We start from the raw sequence: 26,936 nt of genomic DNA, 5'->3' as shown, positions 1-26,936 counted from the left end.
TTGTTATACGTGAAGGTAGAAGCATTTGATGCCCTATATGCACCCACATCCCCGATGATAAAAATTGAAGAAGGGTACGGGCGCTGGCTCGATTATCGAGGCATGGATGAAGTCGAGAAGCGTGCAACGGAGATTGCAGGACGCTCTTACGACCATCTCCATGAACTCGTCCATATTTTAAAGCAGCAGCAACGGCAGTTCGGGGAACTATCGGAACGTCTATCAGCGAATCTTGATTTGCTCGAACAGCGTGAAGCATATGTCATGGTGACCGGGCAACAAGTCGGCGTGTATGGAGGTCCTTTATTCGCTGTATATAAATTGCTAGCGGTCATCAAACGAGCGAAAGAGGCGGAAGCGAAGATCGGCAAACCGGTCCTTCCGATTTTTTGGATGGCAACGGAAGATCATGACTTCGCGGAAATCAATCATGTCTTCACGACCCAGACGTTTTCGAGAACGTTAAAAAAAGATGCATTATCCACGCTTCCGCTGGCAGGGAAAGCATCTGTAGGGGAGCTTGAGTTCGATCGAGTCAAACTTGAGTTGGTACAAATGGCGCAGCGGATGTTGTTGAATGAGACAGAGACGCCCCATACATTACGTCTATATCAGGAGTTGATTGAACTCATTCAAGGAAGTCATTCGTTCGCGCAGTTCTTTGGTGGAATGATGCGCCGTTTCGTAGGGAACGACTTTTTATTGTTTGACCCGCACGCAAAAGACGTACGCGCACTTGAACGTCCGATGTTCCGTCGACTGATTGAACAGCATGACGCATTGCAACAAGCGCTTGAACATGCCTTCGAAGACGGCATGCCATCTGTCGAGTTAAATAAAGAGGCGGCACATCTCTTTTATCATGACGGAACGCGTGAACTGCTCACAAAAACCGACATGGTGTACACGACAAAACGTGGGCATCGATTCACGGAGACCGAATTGCTCAATGAGATCGAGGCACATCCGGAACGCTTTTCAAACAACGTCGTCTCTCGACCGCTTATGCAAGACTATTTGTTTCCGACGCTCGGTTACGTCGCCGGTCCTGGAGAAATCGCCTATTGGCTGCAACTCCGCCCATTATTCCACGAGCTTGGATGGAAAATGCCGTTACTGTTACCACGCCTCGGTGGTTTGATCGTCTCGAGTAACGATGAAAAGAAATTACGACAAGAAGGCGTCACACTTGAGGAATATATGAAGCGCCCACTACCAGATCATCCGTTTGATGATGAGGCGTTCGAAGCGAAGCTGTATGCGTATCGGACACTCACGGAAGCGGTCAGCCGGGAAGCCCGTAGCCACGGAAGACGATTCGAGTCGAAGTCGAGGCACGTCCTCGAACGGTTGGCAGATGAGATGCGTGCCGAGGCGAAGCGTGATCAATATCGACTGAACGCGCGACGTATTCAGCTTTCGACTCGACTCTTCCCGATGAATGCACCTCAGGAGCGTATTTTATCGATGGTTCCGATGTTGAATCGTCATGGTCTCGACGTTTTTGAGCGGATGAAGCACGCTTATGAGCAATCGGAAGCGGAGCAATGTTTGTTCAAGGTATAACCTTTTTTGGAACAGCTCTTGACATTTGTCAGGAGCTTTTTTTTGTTGTTACCTTTTTGTTTCCTCTTTTCGCTAAAAACCTGTACGGACCTTGACATTTTTATGATAAAGTAAGTGTAATAAAACAGTTGAAATATGTAGGTTGAGAGGGTTTTTTGAATGTTTGAGCATGAAACGGTTTTAAAAATGGAGTCCATTGAGGGATTGAACATCAAACCAGATGGGGTATATGTGGACTGTACGTTAGGTGGAGCGGGTCATAGTGAAGAAATCGCAAAGCGTTTAACGACGGGACAACTATATGCGTTCGACCAAGATGACGTCGCACTCGCGCACGCGAAAGAGCGATTGGCTCCTTATGAAGGCCGTGTGACGTTTATAAAGAGCAACTTCGTTCACTTGAAAGAAGAACTCGCCGAACATGGCGTGACGAAAGTGGACGGCGTACTATTCGACCTAGGCGTTTCATCGCCACAGCTTGATGAGGCAGAACGTGGATTCAGTTACAACTACGACGCGCCGCTCGATATGAGAATGGATCGCTCGCGAGAGTTTTCAGCTTATCATGTTGTGAATGAATGGTCGTTTGGAGAACTTGCTCGTATTTTCTTTACATACGGGGAGGAAAAGTTTTCAAAACAAATCGCACGAAAGATTGAGCAAGCCCGTGCCGATAAACCGATTGAGACGACGTTTGAGCTTGTCGACTTAATTAAGGAAGCGATTCCTGCACCAGCAAGACGCAAAGGCGGTCATCCAGCGAAACGAACGTTCCAAGCGATTCGAATCGCCGTCAATGACGAGTTGAACGTATTCGACCGTGCCGTTCAAGATGCGATTGATTTACTCGCAGTGAACGGACGCATCTGTGTCATTACGTTCCATTCATTAGAAGATCGAATTTGTAAACAAGTGTTTAAAGAACGGAGCCAACACCCGCCGTTACCACCAGGATTGCCGGTCATTCCGAAAGAGTTCGAACCTGAACTCAAGTTGATCACACGCAAACCGATTGTGGCGAGTGAAGGAGAACTCGAAGATAACCGTCGTTCACGCTCGGCAAAACTGAGAGTGGCCGAAAAACAAAAATAATCACTTTGTAGGAGGGATACCTGATGCCAGAAGCTGCCCGTAAGGCGTTGCAGCCTCAAGTTACACCGAATCGAAATCCGATTCCGCAAGAACGACCAATACCTGCTCCAAAACGACGCACGTTGACCTTGTTTGAATCGATCCTGTATCCAGTGATGATTGGTTCAGTGGTCATGTTCGGTGGCATCACGGTGTCAAAGCACAACGAAGCGTATAACATTATGCGTGATACGGCAGCCGTCAACCAGCAGGTAAATGGGGTTGCAAAAGAAAACGAAGAACTAAAGTATGAAATCGCCCAACTAAGCTCGCCAGAACGAATTTACGCGATTGCCGAGAAACTCGGAATGAAATTCAATGAGAAGAACGTCAAGGTGATTGATTGATGAATTCTCTACAACAGAGTAAAAAAAGAGTGGCGTGGGTAGCGATTGTCTGCTTCACCCCACTCTTTTTATTTTTTGTCGGATGGTTTCTTTACTTGTCTGTCACGCATACATATAAAGGCGAGAATATGTTGGCGTTCGCTGAGGAACAGCGCTGGAAGGCAGTCAGTACGTTAGAAGCTGAACGAGGCGAAGTGTATGACCGTTTTGGTCAACCGATTGCCATCAACATTCCTTCGTATCGACTTGTCGCCGTGTTAAAACTTGGTGGCGAGCGGGTCGAAGGGAAGACGCTCATGCCAAACGAGTTCGAAGAAGCTGCGAAACAACTCGCGACCGTGCTTCCGATGACAGAGGCCGACATCTTAAAGCGACTTGAGCAAAATGTCGACCGCGGTCAGATTGAGTTCGGTGTTCCCGGGCGTGATTTAACCGTTGAACAAAAAGAAGAAATCGAAGCGTTCGAACTTCCGGGTATTACGTTCGTCGAAGAACCGAAACGTTACTACCCGAATAAAGTATTCGCATCTTCTGTCATCGGCTATGCGCAAAAGATTGACCAAAACGGTCGGATCGAGCTCGTGGGTGAACTCGGAATCGAAAAATCGCTCAACGATATTTTAAGTGAGTCGTATGGTTTGTATCGATTCGAAAAAGATTTGGCAGGGCGCGAGCTCGTCTCGAGCGATGAACAATTAAAAATCGAGCCAGAAGACGGGGCTGATGTGCAACTGACGATTGATCATCGGATTCAACAGCTTCTCGAGACGAAGATGGATGAGTTATATGAGGAATATGAACCGAAAAATGCGACGGCCATCATAATGGATCCGAAAACAGGGGAGATCATCGCCTTATCGGACCGTCCGTCCTTCGACCCGAACACGCGTGAAATTTCCTCATACAGTAACTTCTCGGTCTCGTCTCGCTTTGAGCCAGGGTCGACGATGAAAATTTTCACGTTGGCGGCTGCAATTAACGAGGGCGTATATAATCCGAACGAGTTGTACAAGTCAGGATCATACAAATACGGCAAGACGGTATTTAATGATTACAACATTACCGGATGGGGTACCATTCCTATGGTAGAAGGCGTCTGGCACTCGTCGAACGTCGCGTTCTCGATCTTAGCGAACGAACGACTCGGTCTCAGTCGCTATGAAGATTACTTTAAAGCGTTCAAGTTTGATCAACGGACCGGGATTGATTTACCTGGCGAGGTAAATAGTCAATTCGACTTTGAGAGTCCGATGAACGTCTTGATCACAGCTTGGGGACAATCGACCGCGGTGACGCCAATGCAAATCTTGCAGGCGACATCTGCGATTGCAACGGACGGCACCATGAAACAACCGCACGTCATTAAGAAGATTGTCAACAGCGAGACGGGCGAAACGATTCGGACGACGAACCCGAAAGAGGTCGGTCAGCCCATCACTGCAGAGACTGCGAAAAAGACGCGTGAAGCGCTCGATGGTGTCGTCAACAGCGATGTAGGGACAGGTCAGCTATATGCGTTAGACAACTATCAAGTGGTCGGGAAGACGGGTACCGCCCAAATCGCTGAGAACGGAAAGTATTTAAGCGGACAATACATTCATTCATTCGTCGGGATGGCACCGGAAGACGACCCGGAACTCGTCATGTATATCGCGGTCGATCGTCCGAACAGTGACTCGTCAACAACGGGTCCACGCATCATGGCGCCACTCTTCAAAGATGTGATGGATGTCGCGTTACGTTACCGGAGTGTCGAGCCTGAAAAGCAAGAAAAAGCGGTTGAAGCCTCGACGAAGACGGTGACATCGTATATCGGTAAAAACCGTGAAGATGTCGCAAAAGAGGCGACTGACAGTTCGTTTAATCCAATCGTCTTAGGTGACGGGGATGAAGTGACGGCTCAAAGTCCTGTAAAAGGACAATCTTATGTCGTCGGTGAACGACTGTTGCTAAAAACGAGTAATTCGTTTACGATGCCAACATTAAAAGGGTGGTCGTTACGTGATGTGAAACGTCTAGCGACGCTCTATCAATTAAATTTAGAAATCGATGGTACTGGATTTGTCACATCGCAATCGATTGGCAAAGGGAAACCTGTCAAGACGGGAGCCTCTCTGAAAGTGAAATTGGAGACACCGTCGAATTAACGCACGAGATGAAGAGGGCTGCGGCTCTCTTTTCCTATGTATGAGGAGGAAGTTTGTATGGAACAATTGACAGTTCAAAAACTAGCATCTTGGTTTGGAATTGACGTGGAAGACGAGCGTCTCGTCGAACGCGTCGCTACAGATTCGAGAGATGAGAATGAGGCAGGACTATTTGTCCCGATCGTCGGCGCACGTGTTGACGGTCATGACTACATCGAAGCAGCGATTGAGAAAGGTGCCATCGTCACGTTTTGGGAAGAGGGTCGCCCTCAACCGGACCATGTGTTCGTCATCCCGGTAAAGTCGACGATTGAAGCCTTGCAAACGGCAGCGGCACGCTATTTAGAGGAAATCAATCCACTCGTGGTCGCGATTACTGGTTCAAACGGAAAAACGTCTACGAAAGATATGATTGCCGTCGTACTTGAAGAAAAATTCAAGACGCACAAGACAGCTGGAAACTTCAACTCGGACGTTGGTTTACCGCTCACCGTCCTTCGCATGCCGCGCGACACGGAAGTGGCCGTGTTAGAGATGGGCATGAATGGATTCGGTCAAATCGAGCAATTGTCGAAACTTGCCAAACCGGACGTGGCATTTGTCACGAACATCGGTGAGTCACATGGTGAACAAGTCGGCGGCCGTTCAGGGATCGCGAAAGCGAAGCTTGAAATCAAGGCTGGTCTGAAACCGGACGGACGATTGATCGTCGATGCGGACGAGCCGCTTCTTGCCGGTCAAGGCTATCGAGTCGGATACGATGAGACGGCGGACGGGAAAATCGAAGTGGTCGAGACGACGTTCGATGCATCCATCTTTAAATATAACGGTGACTTGTACGAGCTGAAGGTGCTCGGTGCCCATCAAATCCGAAACGCGGCTTATGCCATCGCGTGCGGTCTCGAGTTCGGACTTGATCATACGATGATTCAACGCGGTCTTGACCGCATCAAACTGACGACGATGCGAATGGAGAAGCAGATGTTCGGTGAAGCGCATCTCATCAACGATGCATATAATGCGAGCCCGACATCGATGATTGCCGCAATCGAAACAGTCAAGTCACTCGAAGGCTTCTCGAAACGCATCCTCGTTCTTGGGGATATGTATGAGCTCGGAGCCGACGAACAAGCCCAACATACACAAGTGGGTGGCGTCGTGACATCTCCCGTGACGGATTGTATTCTCGTCGGTGAAAAGGCGAAATGGATTGCGGATGGGATTGAAGACACACGAGTGAACGTCACAGCTGTCCAGACCGTGGAGGAAGCGAAGGCGCTCCTTCATCGTTATCAACGACCGGATACTGTGGTATTGTTAAAGGCATCTCGAGGACTGGCGCTTGAGCGTCTCGTTCAATAAATAGAGTAGTGAGGTAGCAACATGTTAATTAGTTTAATCGTCTTAATCAGTGCATTATTAAGTGTATTAATCGTCATGCCGCGAGCCATTCCGGCATTGCGTCAGTTGAAATTTGGACAAGAGATTCGTGATGAAGGTCCAGGCTGGCACCAGAAGAAATCGGGAACGCCGACGATGGGCGGAATTGTGATCTTGCTAGCTATCTTAGTTGGCTTCATCGTATCTGTCATTTTTGGGGAAGCGGTCGCCGGATTCGGGACACTTCTATTCGTGACGATGGCGTTTGGTGTAATCGGCTTTTTAGATGACTATATTAAAGTCGTCAATAAACGAAACCTCGGGTTGACGTCACTTCAGAAGTTGATTGGTCAAATTGTCGTATCCGTTCTGTTCGCCTGGTTCCTATCACTCGGTGGAGAGCTCGATACATCGATCTCGATTCCATTCACATCGATTTCATTTGAGACGGGTTGGTTCTATATTGCCATCGTCATCTTCTGGCTCGTCGGATTCTCAAATGCCGTCAACTTGACGGACGGTCTTGACGGTCTCGTCTCGTTCTCAGCGATTCCAACGTTCACGTTCTTTGGGATTTATGCGCTCGCACAAGATGAACTTGGAATTGCTTGGTTCGCATTCGCCGTCGTCGGCGCATTAATCGGGTTCCTCGTTTTCAATAAATATCCGGCGAAGATTTTTATGGGCGATACAGGTTCGCTCGCATTAGGTGGAGCCGTCGCTGGACTAGCGCTCATGTTGAAACTTGAGTTGCTCCTCGTATTCGTCGGGATCATCTTTGTCATCGAGACATTGAGCGTAATCTTGCAAGTTCTTTCATTCAAAACGACAGGGAAGCGCATCTTCAAAATGAGCCCGATTCATCACCACTTCGAAATGGTCGGTTGGTCGGAATGGCGAATCGTCCTTACGTTCGGTGGAATTAGTTTAATTACAGCAGGTTTATCATTACTACTCATGTAAAAGGGTGAGACAGATGGAAAAGCAATGGCACGGTAAAAAAGTTCTCGTCCTCGGCGCTGCTAAGAGCGGAATCGCGGCGGCGACGTATCTGCATCATGCGGGAGCGGATGTGACGATTAATACGGGGAATATCCCTCCCGAAGACGAGCAGAAAAAAATTCAGTCACTTGGGATTCGATCGGTGTTTAATGAACATCCCCTCGCTTTGTTAAATGAGACAGAGTTGATTGTCAAAAATCCAGGGATCCCGTATCACATCCCGTTGCTTCAAGAAGCGATGTCGCGTGAGATTCCAATCTATACGGAAGTGGAGCTCGCCTATATGGCAACGGACGCAGCATTCGTCGCCATTACAGGTTCGAATGGAAAGACGACGACCACGACACTCGTCTATGAGTTACTTAAAGGCGGAGAGCGCCCGGTTCATCTTGCGGGAAACATCGGATTCCCAGCTATCGAGGTCGCGACAAACGCGAAAGCGGAGGAATTGATTGTTATTGAATTGTCGAGCTTTCAGTTGATGGGGGTTGAGTCCTTCCATCCGCGTTCGGCAGCGTTGCTGAATCTATCAGAAGCCCATCTCGATTATCACGGCGACTTCGACTCGTATGCCGATGCAAAAGGAAACTTGTTCCGTCAGATGACACGTGACGACCAAATCGTCGTCAAAGTGACAGACTCCGAAGTGATGAAACGTGTCCCGGCTCATCTTGAACCGAATACGTTCAGCTTTGAGCGAGGAGATGCTTCCGTTGTAGACGGCTGGGTCACGGTACGCGGAGAGCGAATCATTCGTGTGAATGAATTGGCATTAGGTGGTGCCCATAATGTCGAGAACGTACTAGCGGCTCTTCTGTTGGTCGAACCCTTTGATATTCCAAAAGCACACGTCGAGCGTGTATTGCGAAACTTTGGCGGTGTCGCACATCGAACTGAAAGTTTAGGTGATGTTCTCGGACGTGCCGTCTACAATGATTCGAAGGCAACGAACAACGTTGCGGCGGAAGCGGCACTACGAGGATTTGATGCTCCGATTGTGTGGCTATGTGGAGGACTCGAACGTGGAGCGGACTTATCATCGCTCGCGCCAGCTCTCTCAAACGTAAAAGCTGTCGTCGCGTATGGTGAGACAAAAGAGCGTTTTAAAGAGCTTGGAGAGTCCCAACAGATTCCATCTTTCACGGTCGAGACGTTAGCAGACGCCGTTCCACTCGCGTTTGAACAATCTGAGACGGGAGATGTCATTCTCTTATCTCCTGCTTGTGCAAGTTGGGACCAATTCAAGACGTTTGAAGAACGAGGCGAACAGTTCGTCCATCTCGTTCGCACATATGAGGAGGCGAACCGATGAAAGTCATGATTTCTGGTGGAGGTACTGGTGGTCATATTTATCCGGCCCTCGCATTGATTGAGACGTTACAAAAACGTCACCCGAATTTACAGGTACAATACGTCGGAACGGAGAATGGATTAGAAGCCGATCTCGTTCCTCGAGCAGGTGTCCCGTTCAAATCGATTCAAATCGCTGGATTGAAACGGTCCCTCTCTCTTGAGAACTTAAAGACGGCGTACTGGTTCTTGAAAGCTGTTCGCTCTCTTAAAAAAGATATGGCAGCATTCAAACCGGATGTCGTCATCGGAACGGGCGGATTCGTCTCAGGACCGGTCGTCTATACGGCGCAACAACTCGGCATCCCGACTATCCTACATGAACAAAACAGCATCCCAGGGTTAACGAATAAGTTTTTATCGAAAAAAGCGGATTGGGTCGCCCTTTCCTTTAAAGGGTCCGATGTTCACTTCCCTGGGGCAAACGTTCGCTTGATTGGAAATCCGCGTGGAAGTGAAGTGCTACAAACGAAAGTGGACGATGCAGCTGTACGAAAACAGTACAATCTCGATGAACGGCCTATCGTATTGATTTACGGAGGGAGTCGTGGCGCCGAAGCAATCAACCGTGCCGTCATTGAGGCTATCCCAGCGCTTTCGGACTTACCAATCAACGTGCTCTACGTCACAGGGAAAATTCATTACGAATCTGTATCGAAAGAAGCCCCATCATCTGAAAACGTACACGTTCATCCGTACGTCTATGACATGCCGGCCTTACTCGCTTGTACGTCAATCGTCGTCTCGCGTGCGGGAGCTTCGACGATTTCTGAATTGACCGCCCTCGGCTTACCGAGCGTATTGATCCCGAGCCCATATGTTACAGCAGACCATCAGACGAAGAACGCCTCTGCCCTTGTTGAAAACGGTGCGGCGTTACTCGTGAAAGAGGAGTCGTTGACAGGGGAGACGCTCGTCGAAGCGATTCGCCAAGTACTCGGCAAACAAGAAGAGATGGCGAACGCATCCCGTGCCCTCGGATTCCCGGACGCGTCAGATGCACTAGCCGACTTAGTAGAAGAAGTCATTCGATAAAGGAGTAGAATCCGATGGAACCAAGCCAACAAACGGTACGCAGTCTAGAAGACCGTATTCCGTACATGAAAAAGCAGCGACGGAAAAAAGCGAACCGTCGGATGTTCTCCGTGCTTTCTTTGTTTGGAATTCTCATCTTACTCGTGGTCTATATGCAAACTTCGATGTCGAACGTGAAAGAAGTGAACGTATCTGGGCTATACTGGCTTGATGAATCCTACGTGTTTCAAAACATGGAGCTCGACACATCGACAAAATTTGTCAGTCTATCACCGAGCAAGATGAGTGACCAAATGGAAAAGTTGCCGGGTGTCAAACGGGTAGACATGGACCGATCTTGGTATAACGTCGTTCACGTCAATGTGACAGAAGAGAAGATGATTGCTTATGCTCGTGCGGAGACGGGAGATGTCGTCGTGTTAGCAGACGGCTCACTTCATCCGACAGGCACCATCACCGACCCTCAGAAGTTAAAAGATGGTCCACTGCTAAGAGAGTTCAATTCGGAAGAAGAACTCGAAAAGATTGCCAGTGAGTTGGAACAAGTCGATGACGCGACGCGAGCCCGTATGTCGGAAGTCATCTTGTCTAAACAAAAGGGAGAGCCGACACGTTACGAGATCTTTATGAATGACGGAAATACGCTTCTCACCCCGACGCTGAAGTTAAGTGAGACCGTTTCGAAATATGGAGAAATCTATGAAAACATTCCGAAAGGTCAGCAAGGAACAGTCGTCATGGATGGTGGTTTTTACTTTGTTCCATACAAGAAAACGAATGAATAATCAGTTATATTACAGCCCTTAGACACATAAGGGCTGTTTTTTTGTCTTTTGTAAACGAATTGATAACGCGAAACCGCTTAAATTGTAGGATTCTACCTTTTCTCACTATCTTATTTGTTGTAAACTTAGACGTGAGATATCTTGTCGAAACCAACAATTCTTTTGGATATCTGTCATATTTGTCATGTAATTTGTACAGGAAAATTATAGAGCGGAGGTGTTTCCCTTTTGGAAGCGAATGGTTATGTGGCCGCATTAGATATTGGAACGTCAGAGATTAAGCTCGTCGTCGGTGAATTGCTCGGCGGAACGCTTAATATTTTGGCAGAAGGGTGTGCACCGTCGGCAGGGGTGAAACGTGGTGCTGTCGTAGACATCGATAAAACAGTCCAAGCGATCAAACAGGCCGTTGAACACGCGGAGACATCGTTAGGTGATCAAATTCGATCTGTATACGTTGCCATCGAAGGGGAACATATCCAAATTGCCCCATGTCATGGAATCGCATCCGTGAAGCGGGAAGATCAGGAAATTACAGATGCAGACGTGATGGAAGTCATCAATTCAGCACAAGTGATGCGATTACCGGATGAGATGAGTGTCATCGATGTAATCCCATCATCATTCACGGTGGATCAACAAACGGGTGTCGTCGATCCTCGTGGAATGCTTGGTTATCGACTAGAAATGCATGGGAAAATGGTTACTGGATCGAAGACAATTTTACATAGTATTCGTCGTTCGATTGAACGTGCCGGATTACACCTCGAAGGATTTATTTTAGGGAACCTCGCGCTCGGCATGAGTGCAGCTTCTGTAGATGAAATCGACCTCGGCATTGGTCTTGTCGATGTCGGGCACGAAAAAACGACGGTCTCGGTATTTTATCGCGGAGATCTCGTTTACTCGTATATCCTTCCAGTCGGTGGAGACCATATGACAAGAGACTTGGTCTATAAGCTAAATTGCAAATATCAAGACGCCAAAGTGGCGAAAGAAGAATACGGTCTCGCACTCGAAGAAATGGCTGATGGAACAGAAGGTTTCTCCTACACGAACATCAATGGGGAAGTGGCGTTCGAACCACAGTCAGAAATTAGCTATGTTTTAGAGGCGAGAATAGAGGAAATGTTTACCCTTATGTTGAATAAGGTTCAAAAAGTAGGTGTTCCGATGCTGAATGGCGGATACTTACTTTGCGGTGGAGCTGCTGCTCTACCAGGTATTCAAGAGTTAGCGACTCGTGTCATGGGTCAAAAGACGAGATTGTATCAACCGTCGTCGATTGGCGTCAGACATCCAAAATACGCGACAGCAGTCGGTGTTTTGAAATATGTCTTAATGAGTGATCATCACGTTTCAAAATCTCAACTCGAAAAACCGGAAGTTCGCTACGAAACGCTTCACAATAAGCAGGAACCGACCGATACTCATGTTGGAGAGAACGAATACGAGACCGATCAAGAGTCGAAAAAAGGTTTTAGTCGTTTGATGGAAAAATTATTTGGCGTTTAAGCTGACGTTGTAATACAACTTGGAAAATAAGTAGGGGGATACCTGAATGATGTACTTTGATGAGGCGATTGACGCCGTAGCAAAAATTAAAGTAATTGGAGTCGGAGGCGGCGGTTCAAACGCCGTTAACCGTATGATTGAACATGGGGTACAAGGAGTTGAGTTCATCGCTGTCAACACGGATGCTCAAGCCTTGAATATGTCGAAAGCCGATGTAAAACTTCAACTTGGTGCCAAATTGACACGTGGTCTCGGTGCTGGTGCGAATCCGGATATCGGTAAAAAAGCGGCAGAAGAAAGCCGCGAACAATTGATTGAAGCGCTTGATGGAGCGGATATGGTCTTCGTCACAGCTGGTATGGGTGGCGGAACAGGAACTGGTGCTGCACCGGTCATCGCTGAGATTTCAAAAGAAATCGGCGCGCTCACAGTCGGTGTCGTCACAAAACCATTCATGTTTGAAGGCCGGAAGCGCATGCAACACGCGCAACATGGGATTCAAGCGTTTAAAGAAAAAGTAGATACACTCATCGTCATTCCAAACGATAAGCTTCTTGAAATCGTGGAACGCAACACACCGATGATCGAAGCCTTCCGTGAAGCGGACAACGTTCTTCGTCAAGGTGTACAAGGGATCACTGACTTGATCGCCATCCCTGGTCTCATCAACCTTGACTTCGCTGACGTGAAGACGATCATGACAGAAAAAGGATCTGCACTCATGGGTGTAGGTGTTGCTACAGGTGAAAACCGTGCCGTTGAAGCAGCGAAGAAAGCAATCTCTTCACCACTTCTCGAATCTTCAATCGAAGGAGCGAAAGGTGTCTTGATGAACATTACAGGTGGGCTCAGCCTTAGCTTGTATGAAGTGACAGAAGCAGCTCAAATCGTTCAAAGTGCCGCAGATGAAGAAGTGAACTTGATCTTCGGTTCAGTCATCAACGAAAACTTGAACGATGAAATCATCGTCACCGTGATCGCAACTGAATTTGCTGAGGAAACACAAGGGGCGAACCCGTTCCTTCAGCAGCCGAAAAAACAGCCAGAGGTTGAGAACAAGGAACCCCAACCAAAAGCAAATGAAGCGGCTCAACAAGACGAAGGGAACTTCCATCGCCCAGTGTATGGAGGAGACGTCCCAGACGAGACGATCAACATCCCTGCGTTCGTGAGACAACGCCGTAACTAAACAACAAGGGGTGCCGTGACTCGGCATCCCTTTTTCTAAAAAAGGAGAAACCGATGCAACTGTTACATACATGGGAAACCGAAACGAATCGCTATCATGCTTACGTGACGACACGGACGAACGGACACAATGCCGGAAACGTTGGTCTTCATGTCGGCGATGATATTGATGGAGTCATTCAAAATCGTCAATGGTTCTTTCGACAGGCGAATCTTTCGCTAGAAGACTCTGTTTGGGCCGACCAAGTGCACGGGATAACGGTCCAAAGCGTGGATTCAGCGGACAAGGGCAAAGGTGCATTTCGATATGACGAGGCAATTTCGCAAACAGACGGACTCATCACAAAAGAAGAAGCTTTGCCGCTCGCTCTCGTCTTTGCAGATTGCGTACCTCTCTTTTTCTGTGCGAAAGACCATGGAGTCATCGGTGTCGCTCATGCGGGTTGGAAAGGGACCGTCGGCAATATCGTCACGTCCATGATCCAAGCGTTTGAAGATCAAGGCATCGATGCGACAGAAGTGGACATGCTCGTCGGTCCAGCGATTGCTGGGAATGAATATGAGGTTGATCGTCGAGTGCTAGACGCGGTTCAATCCGTTTCGCCGACTGCCTATCAAAAAGCCGTTCGACAGGAGTCGGGCGACCACGCCTTGTTGTCACTCCAAGCAGTCAATGAAGTATTGGCAAACGAACATGACGCGTCCGTCATGCAATCGAATTTATCGACTGGCGCAAATACTCCGTTTTTCTCGTATCGAGACGGAGAAACGAAACGTCGGTTTGCGGCAGTCATCGTCAAGGAGCGTAAATTGTGAGTATTTCAGATAACGTAAAACAAGTTCAATCTATCATGGCAGCCCACGTTCAAGATGTGGAGCCTACTTTGATTGCCGTCACGAAATCGGTAGGCGTAGACGTGGCCAATGCTCTCTACGCAGAAGGAATTCGTGACTTCGGTGAAAATCGTCCAGATTCCTTACTTGAAAAAGTGAACGGCATGCCAGAAGACGCAAAGTTTCACTTCATCGGCACGTTACAGACACGTAAGGTGAGACAAATCATCGATCACGTGGCAGCTATTCACTCATTGGACCGTTTATCACTCGCTGCAGAAATCGATAAACGAGCGAGCGAGACGATTGATTGTTTCGTTCAAGTGAATACGTCAGGAGAAGATTCAAAACATGGTCTTGAAATAGAGGAAGTTATGCCTTTCATCGAGAACTGTAAACAGTATCCTCACATTCGAATCATCGGTTTGATGACGATGGCACCGTTCACGGAAGAAGAGTCAATCCTTCGTGAGACGTTCGGTCGTTTACGTCGATTACGTGATGAAGTGAACGCAAAAGGGTTTGAACACGCCCCTTGCACGGAGCTATCGATGGGGATGTCAAACGATTATCCAATCGCGATTGAAGAAGGCGCATCGTTTGTTCGTATTGGTACCGTACTTGTGCAATAATATATCTTAAGGAGGAATCCGTTATGTCAATCAAAAACAAAATGAAAGATTTCTTTGGACTCGAGGAAGATCCGAACAGCACATACGAAGAAGAAGAGTTTGCCATCGCAAACACATCAGCAACTTCTTCAACTGAAACAGCGGTCGTGAGACAAGAAGATCGCCCAAAATCAGCAAATAATCTCGTGGCATTGAATACGAAGAAGAAAGAACGCTCGAAAGTCGTATTGGCTGAACCACGTGTATTCGCTGAAGCGCAAGATATCAGCGATCAATTGAAAGAAAACCGTGCTGTCATCGTCAATCTTCAGCGCATGTCAAAAGAGCAATCACGTCAAGTCGTCAACTTCCTTTCTGGTGTCGTATATGCGCTAGAAGGATCGATGACTTCGATTGGACATAACACGATTCTGTGTACTCCGAACAATGTCGAATTGACTGGTTCAATCTCAAACTTGATTTCGGAGGATGAACTTCACAGTAAAGGGTGGTAACTGAATGGAAAACGTAATCCCTGCCTTAGGCAATACGTTAAGTACTTTGCTTGGTATTTATAGTTGGGTCCTGATCGGCTATATCTTATTATCATGGTTCCCGAACGCACGTGAATCCATGTTCGGACAAATTTTATCGTTTTTATGTGAACCATTTTTAGCACCGTTCCGACGGATTATCCCACCAATCGGTGGCATGCTCGATATCTCTCCAATCGTCGCATTGTTCGTGCTTCGGATGGCACAAGCCGGTATCGCTGCCATTTTCGGGTGATGTATGAGCGTTTATGATCACTACCGACCAAGTGAACGGGCGTTCGTTGAACAAGTGTTGGATTGGGTACAACAAGTCGAGAACAGCTATGTATTGAAGTTGACGGACTTTTTAGACCCTCGCGAACAGCAAATCGTCAAACAGCTTGTCGGTAAACAGCTCGTCATTCACGACGATGGCGGGTTTGAAGGAGCTGAACGACGTCGGCTGATTTTGGCGCCAGAGTATTATGAGCTGAATACCGATGATTTTGAAATTGAGATTCGTCGTATTGAATATCCGACAAAATTTGTTGACCTGACACATCGACAAGTGACTGGAACTTTACTGAACGCTGGATTAAAGCGTCAAAAGTTTGGGGACGTCGTCCTGGAAGAGGAAATCGTCCAGTTTGCTACGACCCGCGAAGCGGTCGGGTTCATCGAAATGAACTTGGAACGTGTCGGAAAAGCAAGAGTTCGCATTTCTTCTGTTGCGAAGGAAGACATTCTCGTCGTTCCGAAAACAGAGTGGGTCGAAGGTTTCGGCATCGTGTCCTCGTTACGATTTGATACGGTCGTGAGCGAGGTACTCAACATATCTCGTCAGAAAGCTCAGGCGCTCGTGAAACACGGTGACTGTAAAGTGAATCATAAAGTCATTGAAGATCCGAGCTTCTTGCTTGAACCAGATGATCTTTTATCCGTCCGTGGATACGGTCGTATTAAGATGATGGAGATCCTTGGTTCGACTAAACGTGAAAAGATTAAAATCCAGTATGGGACCATACGTTAAATTTTAGGAGGAAAGTCGAATGGCGTTGACACCGATTGATATTCATAATAAAGAATTCTCTTCCCGTTTTCGTGGGTACGACATCGATGAGGTCAATGAATTTTTAGATCAAATCATTAAAGAGTTTGAACTATTGATTCGTGAGAATCGACGGTATGAAGAACTTGTCAACGATATGCAAGCTCGCATTGACTACTTCTCCTCGATGGAAGATACATTGAACAAGTCGATCATCGTCGCACAGGAAGCAGCGGAAGAAGTGAAGAACAACGCGCAAAAAGAAGCGAGCCTCATCTTGAAACAAGCGGAGCGTGAAGCGTACGCTCGTGAAGAAGAAGCGGCACGTAAAGAGCAACTTGCAGAACGTGAAGTCGTTCAAATGCTCAAAAAAGTCGAGTTGTATCGCACACGTTTCCGTGTCCTCGTCGACGCACAAATGGAGCTCTTAAACAGCACCGAGTGGGAGACGATTGTCGGGGAGCCGCCTGTGCAGACGGTTCTTGACGATAGATCAGAACTTGCGTATAATGACCACGAAGTCACACAGAATGAAGAACAACATGGATAAATGATCAACACGTTGAGTAGGACGCGTCGATCGAGTCATACCTACGAAGCGACTTAGGGACGGTGAGAGCCTAAGAGAAAGACTCGAATCGGTATCCCCTATGAGTCGTCACGCTGAACCAGAGTAAGCGTGACCGCCTGACCTCGTTATCGGTTACCGAGAGCGGTCTCACGAACGTGAGACTAGTAGGGTGGTACCGCGAGTCAACCAACTCGTCCCTATCAGGGATGGGTTGGTTTTTTTGTTTTCTAAAAAATGTTGATGGAGGAGTTTCGATGAACTACAAAGACACGCTATTAATGCCAAACACAGAATTCGCAATGCGTGGGAATTTACCAAAACGCGAACCAGCGATGCAAACAGAATGGGAAGACATGGACCTTTACAACAAGGTGCAAGAAAAAAATGCAGGGAAACCACAATACATCTTGCATGATGGTCCTCCATATGCGAACGGCGACATCCACATGGGACATGCGATGAACAAAGTATTAAAAGACATCATCGTGCGTTTCAAAGGGATGAACGGATACCAGTCTCCAATGATTCCAGGTTGGGATACGCACGGTCTTCCAATCGAGAACGCCCTTCAAAAAGCTGGCGTCAACCGTAAAGAAATGACGGTCGCTGAATTCCGCGAAAAGTGTGCAGAATATGCGATGGAACAAGTGAACTCGCAACGTGAACAGTTCAAACGTCTCGGTCTTCTCGCTGACTTTGAAAATCCATATATTACGCTCCTTCCGGAATATGAAGCGGCACAAATCCGCTTGTTCGGGACGATGGCTGAAAAAGGATACATCTACAAAGGAAAGAAACCAGTCTACTGGTCGCCGTCTTCGGAGTCTGCACTCGCAGAAGCTGAAATCGAATATTACGATAAAAAATCACCAGCCATCTATGTGGCATTCCGCGTCGTAGACGGAAAAGACACATTGACGTCTGACGATCATTTCGTCATCTGGACGACGACGCCTTGGACAATCCCGGCGAACCTCGGGATCGCAGTGAGTGATGAGTTGACGTACACGCGCATCGAACACGAAGGAAAAGGCTATATCGTCGCAGAGACGCTCGTTGAAGAAGTGACGACTGCGCTCGGCTGGACTGATTACACTGTGAGCGGTTCATGGAACGGTCGCGACTTTGAATATATGACGGCTCAACATCCGTTGTATGACCGCACGTCACTCGTCATGCTCGGCGATCACGTCACAGCGGATGCGACTGGACTCGTCCACACGGCGCCAGGGCACGGGGAAGATGACTATCGTGTCGGACAGGCTTACGGCTTGGATGTCCTTTGTCCGGTCGATGACCGTGGTTACATGACGGCTGAGGCGCCTGGTTTTGAAGGGTTGTTCTATGAAGATGCGAACAAACAAATCGGGATGAAACTTGAAGAGAACGGCTACTTGCTCAACTTGAAGTTCATCAAACACTCGTACCCGCATGACTGGCGTACGAAAAAACCGGTCATCTTCCGTGCGACACCACAATGGTTCGCTTCAATCAAAGATTTCCGTGAAGACATGCTCCGTGAAATCGAAGAAGTGAACTGGGTTCCGGAATGGGGAATGACACGTCTTTACAACATGGTCCGTGACCGTGGAGACTGGGTCATCAGTCGTCAACGTGCATGGGGCGTGCCAATCCCAATCTTCTATGCAGAGGATGGAACGGAAATCATCACGAACGAGACGATCGACCACGTCGCAAACTTATTCCGTGAGCACGGCTCGAACGTCTGGTATGAGCGTGAAGCGAAAGACCTTCTTCCTGAAGGATTCACGCATCCGAACAGCCCGAACGGCGAATTCCGTAAAGAACTCGACATCATGGACGTCTGGTTCGATTCAGGTTCTTCACACGCTGGTGTATTAGAGGAACGTGAAAACCTTCGTCGCCCGGCAGACCTTTATCTTGAAGGATCTGACCAATACCGCGGTTGGTTCAACTCGTCACTCTCAACAGCTGTTGCGACGACGGGCAAAGCGCCATACCGAAACGTCTTGAGCCACGGTTTCGTTCTTGACGGGGATGGACGTAAGATGTCGAAATCACTCGGTAACACGATTGCGCCAAACGATCTCGTGAAGCAATATGGTGCTGAAATCGTACGCCTTTGGGTCGCGTCAGTCGACTATCAGTCTGATGTTCGCGCTTCACACGACAACTTTAAACAAGTGTCAGAAGTATACCGGAAGATGCGTAACACGATTCGTTTCCTTCTTGGAAACTTGAACGGATTTGATCCGTCGATGCGTGTCGCATTCAATGACATGCCAGAAGCAGACCGCTTCATGGCAACGAAACTCAAACAGCTCCAAGCAAAAGTGGTCAAAGCGTATGACACGTTTGACTTCATGGCGGTGTATCATCTCGTTCATAACTTCTGCGTTAACGAGTTGTCATCGTTCTATCTCGACTTCACAAAAGATATCCTTTATATCGAGCGTGAAGACGATCTCCGCCGTCGTGCCGTTCAGACGGTCATGTACGATGCGGTCGTCCTTTTGACGAAGCTCTTGGCTCCAGTCCTTCCACACACTGCTGATGAGGCGTGGAAAGAGGTGCCTGGGAAGTCGGAAGCAAGCATCTTCTTGACAGATCTAGAAGAAGTGGATGCATTGACTGCTGATGAGCAAGCGTTGCTTGAGAAATGGTCGAAATTCCTCGTCTTCCGTGACGATGTCCTCAAAGCAATCGAAATCGCACGTGGCGAGAAATTGATCGGGAAACCGCTCGAGGCGAAATTGATTCTCGCACCGAAAGCAGAGACTGCGGCGTTATTGGAAACAATCGATAACGTCAGTCAGTTGCTTCAAGTATCACAAGTAGAATGGGCTGAGACGGCAGACGTCGATTATGCGACGACGAAAATCACAGTCAAGAAAGCAGATGGTGCCGCTTGTGCACGTTGTTGGACATACTCGACAGAGCTTGGACAAAACGAAGAGCATCCTGAGCTTTGCCCACGCTGTGCATCAGTAATCGGTTAAGACGAACCGGAGTGGCGTCCCCACTCCGGTTTCTTAACGGCTTGAAAGGAGACGCATATGAAACGATATTACGGATTGGCCGTCATCTTGATTCTGCTCGATCAACTCACCAAATGGGTGGTCGTTCAGACGATGACAATCGGTCAATCGATTGAAGTCATCCCGAACTTGTTATACTGGACCTCTTATCGCAATAAAGGAGCGGCTTGGGGGATGTTAGAAGGACAGATGGCGTTCTTTTTCGTCATCACGATTCTCGTCGTTGCAGGCCTTGTTTACTTCCTGCATAAAGAAGTGAACGGGTATCAGCTTCTCGGATACAGTGTTGGACTGCTGTTGGCCGGTGCAATCGGTAACTTTATCGATCGACTGTTCCGCGGTGAAGTCGTCGATTTTGTTGATACGTATCCGTTTGGCTACAACTTCCCGATTTTTAACGTGGCCGATATGGCACTCACGTTTGGTGTCATCTTGATGATCATCGGGATTTTATTTGAAGAAAAATTACACAAAGAAAGGGGACAATCGTAATGGAATCCTATACTTTTGTCGCCGATGAAAAGGCAAGGATCGACAAGTGGGTGAGCGACCGTGGAGAATGGTCACGCTCACAAGTACAAGAATGGATTAAGACAGGGGCACTTCTCGTCAATGGTAGTGCCGTTAAACCAAACTATAAGCTCCAAGTGGGCGATGAAATCGAAGTGAACGTCCCGGAAGCGGTGGAACTCGAAGTGTTACCTGAACACATTCCGCTTGAAATCGTATTCGAAGATGAAGATATGATTGTCGTCAATAAAGCACGTGGGATGGTCGTTCACCCTGCTGCCGGTCACACGTCTGGAACGCTCGTCAATGCACTTCTCGGACATTGTGATGACCTTTCAGGCATCAATGGCGTCAAGCGCCCTGGAATCGTGCATCGAATCGACAAAGATACGACAGGTCTCCTTATGGTCGCTAAAAATGACTTGGCTCATGAATCACTTGCGAGTCAATTGAAAGACAAGACGATCAAGCGTGAATATATCGCGCTCGTTCACGGCGAACTCGTTCACGAACTCGGGACGATCGAGGCACCGATTGGTCGCGATACGAATGATCGTCAGCGTATGACCGTGACGGACAAGAACGCGAAAGAAGCGGTGACGCATTTCCGCCTGCTCGAGCGCTACAAAGACTTCACGCTCGTCGAGTGTAAACTCGAGACAGGTCGTACACACCAAATCCGTGTGCACATGCGCTATATCGGGCATCCGCTCGCAGGCGACCCGAAATATGGACCACGTCGGACAATTGAATTAGGCGGTCAAGCCCTACATGCGGCGACGCTCGGTTTCCATCATCCACGTACGAAAGAATGGATGGAATTTGAGGCACCACTTCCAGAAGACTTTAAGGCAGAACTTGCAAAGTTAGATAAAATCGAGAAAACTCGTTGACTTCTGTCACGTTCCGATTTATAGTCTAGGAAGCATAACACCTTTAAACCCAGTCCAGAGAGGCTGTGAAAGGATTGTGACCGCGGTCACACTAACGTCAATTCAACCCGGCATCAGACTGCCGTTTTTGATGAAGACTCCCTTTCCAGTCGGACGAGGGAGTCTTCTTTTTTTGAATGAAGCATGAAAGGAGGAGTGACGTGAAACAGTCAGTCATTTTAGATGAATCAGCCATCCGTCGAGCGTTGACACGAATCGCTCATGAAATCATCGAGCGGAATAAAGGAATCGATGATGTCGTCCTCGTCGGGATCAAGACGAGAGGTGAGACGCTCGCTGACCGACTCGCGCGCCGCATCGAAGAGATTGAAGGCAAGCCGGTCGCACTCGGGAATCTCGACATCACGCTTTACCGGGATGACTTATCGAAGAAGTCGTTAGATCCAGAAGTGAAGGCAACAGAGTTGCCGCATGACATTAATGGGAAGACCGTCGTCCTCGTCGACGACGTCCTATATACCGGTCGAACAGTCCGTGCCGCAATGGACGCACTCGTCGACCACGGTCGCCCAGACTATATCCAACTCGCGGTCTTGATTGACCGAGGACATCGGGAGCTTCCGATTCGACCTGATTTCATTGGGAAGAACGTTCCGACATCGAAGTCCGAGCAAGTCGTCGTCCGACTCAGTGAAGTCGACACGGCAGATGAAGTGACAATCAATCAGCAATAATCTTAAAACCTTTAAGGTGGTCCAGAGAGGCCAGGAAGGAGAAATTCAATATGAAACAACCCGTTCTACACATCCACGAGCGTCCAGCTCACATTCCACAATGGCTGTTATTCAGTCTTCAACACGTCTTCGCCATGTTCGGAGCGACGATTTTAGTCCCGATTTTAACAGGATTGAATACATCGGTCGCACTCGTCGCTTCCGGAGTGGCCACGCTCTCATTCTTAGCGATTACGCGCTTCAAAGTCCCAACATACCTCGGTTCAAGTTTTGCCTACATCGCCCCAATCATTGCGGTCAGTCAGCAATGGGGTGTCGAAGCGGCACTGTTCGGTGGAATCATTGCCGGATCGGTATACGGTGTCGTCTCCTTGATCATCTATAAGACAGGCGTCAACTGGCTGCTCCGGTTGCTCCCACCGGTCGTTGTCGGACCGGTCATCATGGTCATCGGCTTGTCGCTCGCGCCGGTCGCCATCGATATGTCGATGAATCAAGACGGAGCATACAACGGAACGTTTATGACAATCGCACTCTTAACCCTTGGAATCACGATGCTCGCCATGACAAAACTGAAAGGGGTTTGGGGAGCGGTCCCAATCCTTTTCGGAATCGTCGGAGGCTACGGGATTGCTGCAGCATTCGGAATCATCGATTACTCACCAATCCAACAAGCAAGCTTTTTCCAACTCCCTGACTTCACGATGGTGTTCGTCGACTACATGCCGATGTGGCAAGTCGGTGCACTCCTCGCCATCGTACCGGTCGCACTCGTCACAATGACCGAGCATATCGGCGATCAAATGGTCACATCTAAAATCATCGGACGAGAGACGATGAAAGATCCTGGCCTCCATCGCACGCTACTCGGTGACGGGGTAGGGAAAGCAGTCGCTTCCGCACTCGGTGGTCCACCATGTACGACATACGGTGAAAACAACGGCGTCATGGCCATCACACGCGTCTACAGTGTCTACGTCATCGCTGGAGCGGCGCTCATGGCCATCAGCTTCGGATTCCTCGGTCATATCGAGGCATTCATCTCAACGATTCCGAATCCAGTCAAAGGTGGCATCTCGATCCTCTTATTCGGGGTCATCGCGTCGAACGGACTACGGACGATGGTAGAGAGCAACGTCGATTTGGCAGAAAAACGCAACTTGATCATCTCATCGGTCATCCTCGTCATCGGGCTAGGTGGTGCGATGATTCAACTCGGCAGCTTCCCTGTACAAGGGATGGCGCTCGCGACGGTCGTCGGGATTCTCTTAAACGCCATCTTACCGAAAGAAGAAGTTGAGACGGTCGTGGAAGTCAACACAACTGAAGAAACGAAACAAGCAAGTAACTTTTAATTCGATCCCGTGAGGTCGGCAAAGTGAAGGCTCGTTTATTTGGGTGTACCTTGCCCAAATAAAGGCGTCCCTTCACATCGGTGAAGAGGCGCCTTTTCTCTTTGCCTCTAACAAAAGGAGGAGACGAACATGAATACGATGCAAACGAATGTCAAACCAGTCAAACACTTCGTCAGCTTAGACACACTCTCACTCGATGAGATCATGGGCATGATTGAAGAGTCATTGCGCTATAAGCAAGGGGACCTACCCCCACTATTTGATGGGAAGACGGTCGCAAACCTGTTCTTTGAAAACTCGACGCGTACGAAAAACTCGTTTCAAATGGCCGAGCGACACTTGAACATGCAAGAGATTCCGTTCGATGTGACGACGTCATCGGTCACGAAGGGAGAGACCCTATACGACACATGTAAGACGCTCGAAGCAATTGGAGTTGACGCACTCGTCATCCGACATCCGGAAGCGGGATACTACCATGAGCTCGTTGAGAAGTTGAATATCCCGGTACTCAATGGGGGCGACGGGAGTGGCGAACATCCTTCCCAGTCACTACTCGACCTCGTCACAATCTTTGAAGAGTTCAGAACGTTCCAAGGATTGAACGTTGCCATCTGTGGAGACCTCGTTCACAGCCGCGTCGCTCGATCGAATGCGAGTGTGTTGAAGCGTCTCGGGGCAAACGTCGTCGGATGCAGCCCAGACTCATGGTGGGATGATTCCATGGGGCTTGAGCGTAAAGAACTTGATGATGTGCTAGCAGAAAGTGACGTCATCATGCTGTTACGGGTTCAGCACGAGCGTCATATCATGGGAGATATTTTCTCGAAAGAGGAATATCACACACGATATGGACTGACGGTCGAGCGAGTCGAGCGGATGAAAGAAGGGGCCATCATCATGCATCCGGCACCGGTCAATCGGGATGTCGAGATTGCGGGCAGTCTGATCGAACATGAACGGTCACGCATCTTCCCGCAAATGAAGAACGGCGTCTATGCACGCATGAGCATCTTAAATCGAGCATTAGGAGGACAACAATGATACTTCAACACGCGACATGGTATGACAACGGGACAAAACGCACGACAAACATCCTATTGAAAGACGGAAAAATCGAATCGCTCGATTATAACGGGTCGACAGCCGGGGAAGAAGTCATCGATGCGACAGACTACCTACTCGCACCAGGACTTGTCGATGTTCACGTCCACTTGCGTGAGCCGGGAGGCGAAGCGAAAGAAACGATCAAAACGGGAACGATGGCGGCAGCGGCGGGTGGATTCACGACAATCTGTTCGATGCCGAACACGCGACCGGTACCAGACGATCGCGTCACGATGGACGCGCTCCTTCAAAAGATTGAGCAAGATGCGGTTGTCCGTGTCCTTCCATACGCTGCCATCACGAAGCGGCAGCTCGGTGAAGAACAGGTTGATATGGAATCTCTATCAGATGCATTTGCCTTCACCGATGACGGGGTCGGTGTTCAATCAGCGGCGATGATGCGACAAGCGATGCGTGAAGCGAAACGGTTGAATAAGGCCGTCGTCGCGCACTGTGAAGACAATACGCTAAAAGCAGGATCGGTCCACGAAGGGAAGTTCAGTGAGGCGCACGGGATTCAAGGGATTCCAAGTCTTGCAGAGAGTATCCATATCGCCCGAGATGTGCTGATCGCCGAAGAAACGGGCTGTCATTATCACGTGTGTCACGTCTCATCGCGGCAATCGGTCCGTGTCATCCGAGATGCGAAGCGGGCAGGTATTCAAGTGACCGCCGAAGTGACTCCTCACCACCTCGTCTTGAGCGAAGACGATATCCCAGGGCTTGATGCCAACTTCAAGATGAATCCTCCGCTCCGAAGCGAGGACGATCGACAGGCGCTTCTTGAAGGATTATTCGATGGAACGATTGACATGATTGCGACAGACCATGCCCCACATACGGCAGAGGAGAAAGCGCAAGGCATCGAGCGTGCACCATTCGGGATTACCGGATTTGAGACAGCGTTCCCGCTTCTGTACACGACGTTCGTGAAGACGGGCATCATGAAAGAACATCAGTTAATCGACTGGATGACGAAGCGTCCGAGCGACGTATTTGGATTATCAAGAGGTGAACTGAAAGTTGGGGCGGATGCCGATTTGGTACTGATCGATACAGAAACGACGCGCGTGGTGGATCCGTCGACGTTCTATTCAAAAGGAAAGAACACACCGTTTACGGGGAAACAACTTGTCGGATGGCCGGTCATGACGATGGTCGGTGGCGAAATTGTATATAAGGGGCGATTTGATGAAACGAACATTATGGCTTGAGGATGGAATGAAATTTGTCGGTAAAGGATTCGGGGCACCAGCGGATACGATGGGGGAAGTCGTCTTCCAAACAGGTATGACCGGTTATCAAGAAATTTTGTCGGATCCGTCGTATTGCGACCAGATGATCGTGCTGACGAACCCGTTGATCGGAAACTACGGGGTCAATCGTGAAGACTTCGAAACGACAGTTCCGATGGCAAAAGCATTGATTGTAAAAGAGGCTTGCGACACACCGTCGAACTTCCGTTCCACGGCGACGCTAGATGCAACGCTTACTCGCTTTGGTATCCCGGGATTATCCGATATCGACACGCGTATGTTGACACGTCACTTACGGGCACAAGGTGTCATGCGAGGTGTCCTCGTCGATGGTGAGTTGACATGGAACGAGGTAAAATCTCGCTTTAACGAACTGTCTCCGAACGATCAAGTCGCACGCGTCTCGACGAAACGGACGTATGTAAGTACGGGTACGGGTCCACGGATCGCGTTGATCGACTTCGGGGCCAAACTTGGCATCATGCGCGAGTTGATGAAGCGGGACTGTGAAGTCATCGTCTTCCCACATGACACTACTGCAGAAGACGTGTTGCGGTACGAGCCAGATGGCATCATGTTGTCGAACGGACCGGGGGATCCGAAAGACGTCCCGACAGCGATTCCACTCATTCAACAACTCATGCCGACGACACCGATGTTCGGGATTTGTCTCGGTCATCAACTGATCGCGCTCGCGAACGGGGCGAACACATTCAAACTTCCGTTCGGACACCGTGGGGCGAACCATCCTGTCCTTGAATTAGAGACAGGCGCCGTGACGATCACATCTCAAAACCATGGATACGCAGTAGAGGAGGCATCACTACTCGATACAGCGCTCATCGTGACGCATCGCGCGGTCAACGACGGCACGATCGAAGGAGTGAAACATCTGCATCGTCCGACATTCTCGGTACAGTATCACCCGGAAGCAGCACCAGGACCATTTGACGCCAACGATTTATTTGACCGTTTCATGCAACTCGTTCAAGAAAACAAACAGAAAGTGGGAATTTGA

General features: G+C 48.8%; 25 protein-coding genes and 1 other annotated feature. All 25 genes read left to right on the top strand.

Annotation, left to right across the window (positions count from 1 at the left end; all coding sequences use genetic code 11):
• Window positions 1-9: 9 nt before the first annotated feature.
• The 25 genes from bshC (at window position 10) to KNP62_RS05235 (ending at window position 26,936) form a co-directional block, all read left to right on the top strand.
• Entirely contained in the window at window positions 10-1,566 is a 1,557-nt protein-coding gene (gene bshC / locus KNP62_RS05355; protein WP_353047506.1) for a bacillithiol biosynthesis cysteine-adding enzyme BshC, read from the top strand.
• 159 nt (window positions 1,567-1,725) lie between these two features.
• On the top strand, window positions 1,726-2,658 hold the full coding sequence (gene rsmH / locus KNP62_RS05350; RefSeq protein ID WP_214783915.1) for a 16S rRNA (cytosine(1402)-N(4))-methyltransferase RsmH: 933 nt from the start codon (window positions 1,726-1,728) through the stop codon (window positions 2,656-2,658).
• 23 nt (window positions 2,659-2,681) lie between these two features.
• The gene (gene ftsL / locus KNP62_RS05345) at window positions 2,682-3,044 is read left to right on the top strand and encodes a cell division protein FtsL (protein WP_214691757.1); all 363 of its coding nucleotides are present in this window, start codon (window positions 2,682-2,684) and stop codon (window positions 3,042-3,044) included.
• Window positions 3,044-5,191, top strand: coding sequence for a penicillin-binding protein (locus KNP62_RS05340; RefSeq protein WP_214783912.1), 2,148 nt, complete (start codon window positions 3,044-3,046; stop codon window positions 5,189-5,191). The genes ftsL and KNP62_RS05340 overlap by 1 nt, the downstream gene beginning before the upstream one ends.
• Before the next feature lie 57 nt (window positions 5,192-5,248).
• The gene (locus KNP62_RS05335; RefSeq protein WP_214783909.1) at window positions 5,249-6,553 is read left to right on the top strand and encodes a UDP-N-acetylmuramoyl-tripeptide--D-alanyl-D-alanine ligase; all 1,305 of its coding nucleotides are present in this window, start codon (window positions 5,249-5,251) and stop codon (window positions 6,551-6,553) included.
• A 21-nt stretch (window positions 6,554-6,574) separates the two neighbouring features.
• On the top strand, window positions 6,575-7,534 hold the full coding sequence (mraY, locus tag KNP62_RS05330) for a phospho-N-acetylmuramoyl-pentapeptide-transferase (protein ID WP_214745601.1): 960 nt from the start codon (window positions 6,575-6,577) through the stop codon (window positions 7,532-7,534).
• Window positions 7,535-7,547: 13 nt separating this feature from the next.
• A complete protein-coding gene (gene murD, locus KNP62_RS05325; RefSeq protein ID WP_214783906.1) occupies window positions 7,548-8,885 on the top strand; it encodes a UDP-N-acetylmuramoyl-L-alanine--D-glutamate ligase in 1,338 nt (445 codons plus the stop codon).
• Window positions 8,882-9,958 carry an undecaprenyldiphospho-muramoylpentapeptide beta-N-acetylglucosaminyltransferase gene (murG, locus tag KNP62_RS05320; RefSeq protein WP_214783903.1) on the top strand — a complete coding sequence of 359 codons (1,077 nt, stop codon included), beginning with the start codon at window positions 8,882-8,884 and terminating at the stop codon, window positions 9,956-9,958. Before murD ends, murG begins: the two co-directional genes overlap by 4 nt.
• 14 nt (window positions 9,959-9,972) lie before the next feature.
• A complete protein-coding gene (locus KNP62_RS05315; protein ID WP_214783900.1) occupies window positions 9,973-10,743 on the top strand; it encodes a cell division protein FtsQ/DivIB in 771 nt (256 codons plus the stop codon).
• A gap of 228 nt (window positions 10,744-10,971) precedes the next feature.
• Complete coding sequence (ftsA, locus tag KNP62_RS05310) at window positions 10,972-12,258, top strand: cell division protein FtsA (RefSeq protein ID WP_214691764.1); 1,287 nt, start codon at window positions 10,972-10,974, stop codon at window positions 12,256-12,258.
• 46 nt (window positions 12,259-12,304) lie between these two features.
• Entirely contained in the window at window positions 12,305-13,447 is a 1,143-nt protein-coding gene (ftsZ, locus tag KNP62_RS05305) for a cell division protein FtsZ (protein WP_214691765.1), read from the top strand.
• A gap of 53 nt (window positions 13,448-13,500) precedes the next feature.
• On the top strand, window positions 13,501-14,262 hold the full coding sequence (gene pgeF, locus KNP62_RS05300) for a peptidoglycan editing factor PgeF (protein WP_214783897.1): 762 nt from the start codon (window positions 13,501-13,503) through the stop codon (window positions 14,260-14,262).
• Window positions 14,259-14,912, top strand: coding sequence for a YggS family pyridoxal phosphate-dependent enzyme (locus KNP62_RS05295; RefSeq protein ID WP_214783894.1), 654 nt, complete (start codon window positions 14,259-14,261; stop codon window positions 14,910-14,912). The genes pgeF and KNP62_RS05295 overlap by 4 nt, the downstream gene beginning before the upstream one ends.
• 23 nt (window positions 14,913-14,935) lie before the next feature.
• Window positions 14,936-15,406: a cell division protein SepF gene (locus KNP62_RS05290; protein WP_214783891.1), complete on the top strand. Its 471-nt coding sequence runs from the start codon at window positions 14,936-14,938 to the stop codon at window positions 15,404-15,406.
• 4 nt (window positions 15,407-15,410) lie between these two features.
• Window positions 15,411-15,680, top strand: a complete 270-nt coding sequence (locus KNP62_RS05285; protein ID WP_074034873.1) for a YggT family protein — start codon at window positions 15,411-15,413, stop codon at window positions 15,678-15,680.
• Between the two features lie 3 nt (window positions 15,681-15,683).
• The gene (locus KNP62_RS05280; RefSeq protein ID WP_214783889.1) at window positions 15,684-16,454 is read left to right on the top strand and encodes a YlmH family RNA-binding protein; all 771 of its coding nucleotides are present in this window, start codon (window positions 15,684-15,686) and stop codon (window positions 16,452-16,454) included.
• A gap of 19 nt (window positions 16,455-16,473) precedes the next feature.
• A complete protein-coding gene (locus tag KNP62_RS05275) occupies window positions 16,474-17,022 on the top strand; it encodes a DivIVA domain-containing protein (RefSeq protein WP_074034869.1) in 549 nt (182 codons plus the stop codon).
• A gap of 3 nt (window positions 17,023-17,025) precedes the next feature.
• Window positions 17,026-17,245 (top strand) — a binding site (T-box leader).
• 52 nt (window positions 17,246-17,297) lie between these two features.
• A complete protein-coding gene (gene ileS, locus KNP62_RS05270) occupies window positions 17,298-20,024 on the top strand; it encodes an isoleucine--tRNA ligase (protein ID WP_214783886.1) in 2,727 nt (908 codons plus the stop codon).
• 57 nt (window positions 20,025-20,081) lie between these two features.
• Entirely contained in the window at window positions 20,082-20,555 is a 474-nt protein-coding gene (gene lspA, locus KNP62_RS05265) for a signal peptidase II (RefSeq protein WP_214783883.1), read from the top strand.
• Window positions 20,555-21,466, top strand: a complete 912-nt coding sequence (locus tag KNP62_RS05260) for an RluA family pseudouridine synthase (protein ID WP_214783880.1) — start codon at window positions 20,555-20,557, stop codon at window positions 21,464-21,466. The genes lspA and KNP62_RS05260 overlap by 1 nt, the downstream gene beginning before the upstream one ends.
• A gap of 200 nt (window positions 21,467-21,666) precedes the next feature.
• Complete coding sequence (gene pyrR / locus KNP62_RS05255; RefSeq protein WP_214745568.1) at window positions 21,667-22,200, top strand: bifunctional pyr operon transcriptional regulator/uracil phosphoribosyltransferase PyrR; 534 nt, start codon at window positions 21,667-21,669, stop codon at window positions 22,198-22,200.
• Window positions 22,201-22,250: 50 nt separating this feature from the next.
• Window positions 22,251-23,555: a uracil-xanthine permease family protein gene (locus KNP62_RS05250; protein WP_214783877.1), complete on the top strand. Its 1,305-nt coding sequence runs from the start codon at window positions 22,251-22,253 to the stop codon at window positions 23,553-23,555.
• Window positions 23,556-23,684: 129 nt separating this feature from the next.
• Window positions 23,685-24,599, top strand: a complete 915-nt coding sequence (locus tag KNP62_RS05245; protein ID WP_214783874.1) for an aspartate carbamoyltransferase catalytic subunit — start codon at window positions 23,685-23,687, stop codon at window positions 24,597-24,599.
• A complete protein-coding gene (locus KNP62_RS05240) occupies window positions 24,596-25,876 on the top strand; it encodes a dihydroorotase (RefSeq protein ID WP_214783871.1) in 1,281 nt (426 codons plus the stop codon). Before KNP62_RS05245 ends, KNP62_RS05240 begins: the two co-directional genes overlap by 4 nt.
• Entirely contained in the window at window positions 25,854-26,936 is a 1,083-nt protein-coding gene (locus KNP62_RS05235) for a carbamoyl phosphate synthase small subunit (RefSeq protein WP_214783868.1), read from the top strand. Before KNP62_RS05240 ends, KNP62_RS05235 begins: the two co-directional genes overlap by 23 nt.

Source organism: Exiguobacterium sp. s183, from assembly GCF_018617655.1.
In the GTDB taxonomy this organism is placed as follows: Bacteria; Bacillota; Bacilli; order Exiguobacteriales; family Exiguobacteriaceae; genus Exiguobacterium; species Exiguobacterium aestuarii_A.
Note: the sequence above shows the minus strand (reverse complement) of the source record. Positions and strands in the feature narration are given on the sequence as shown.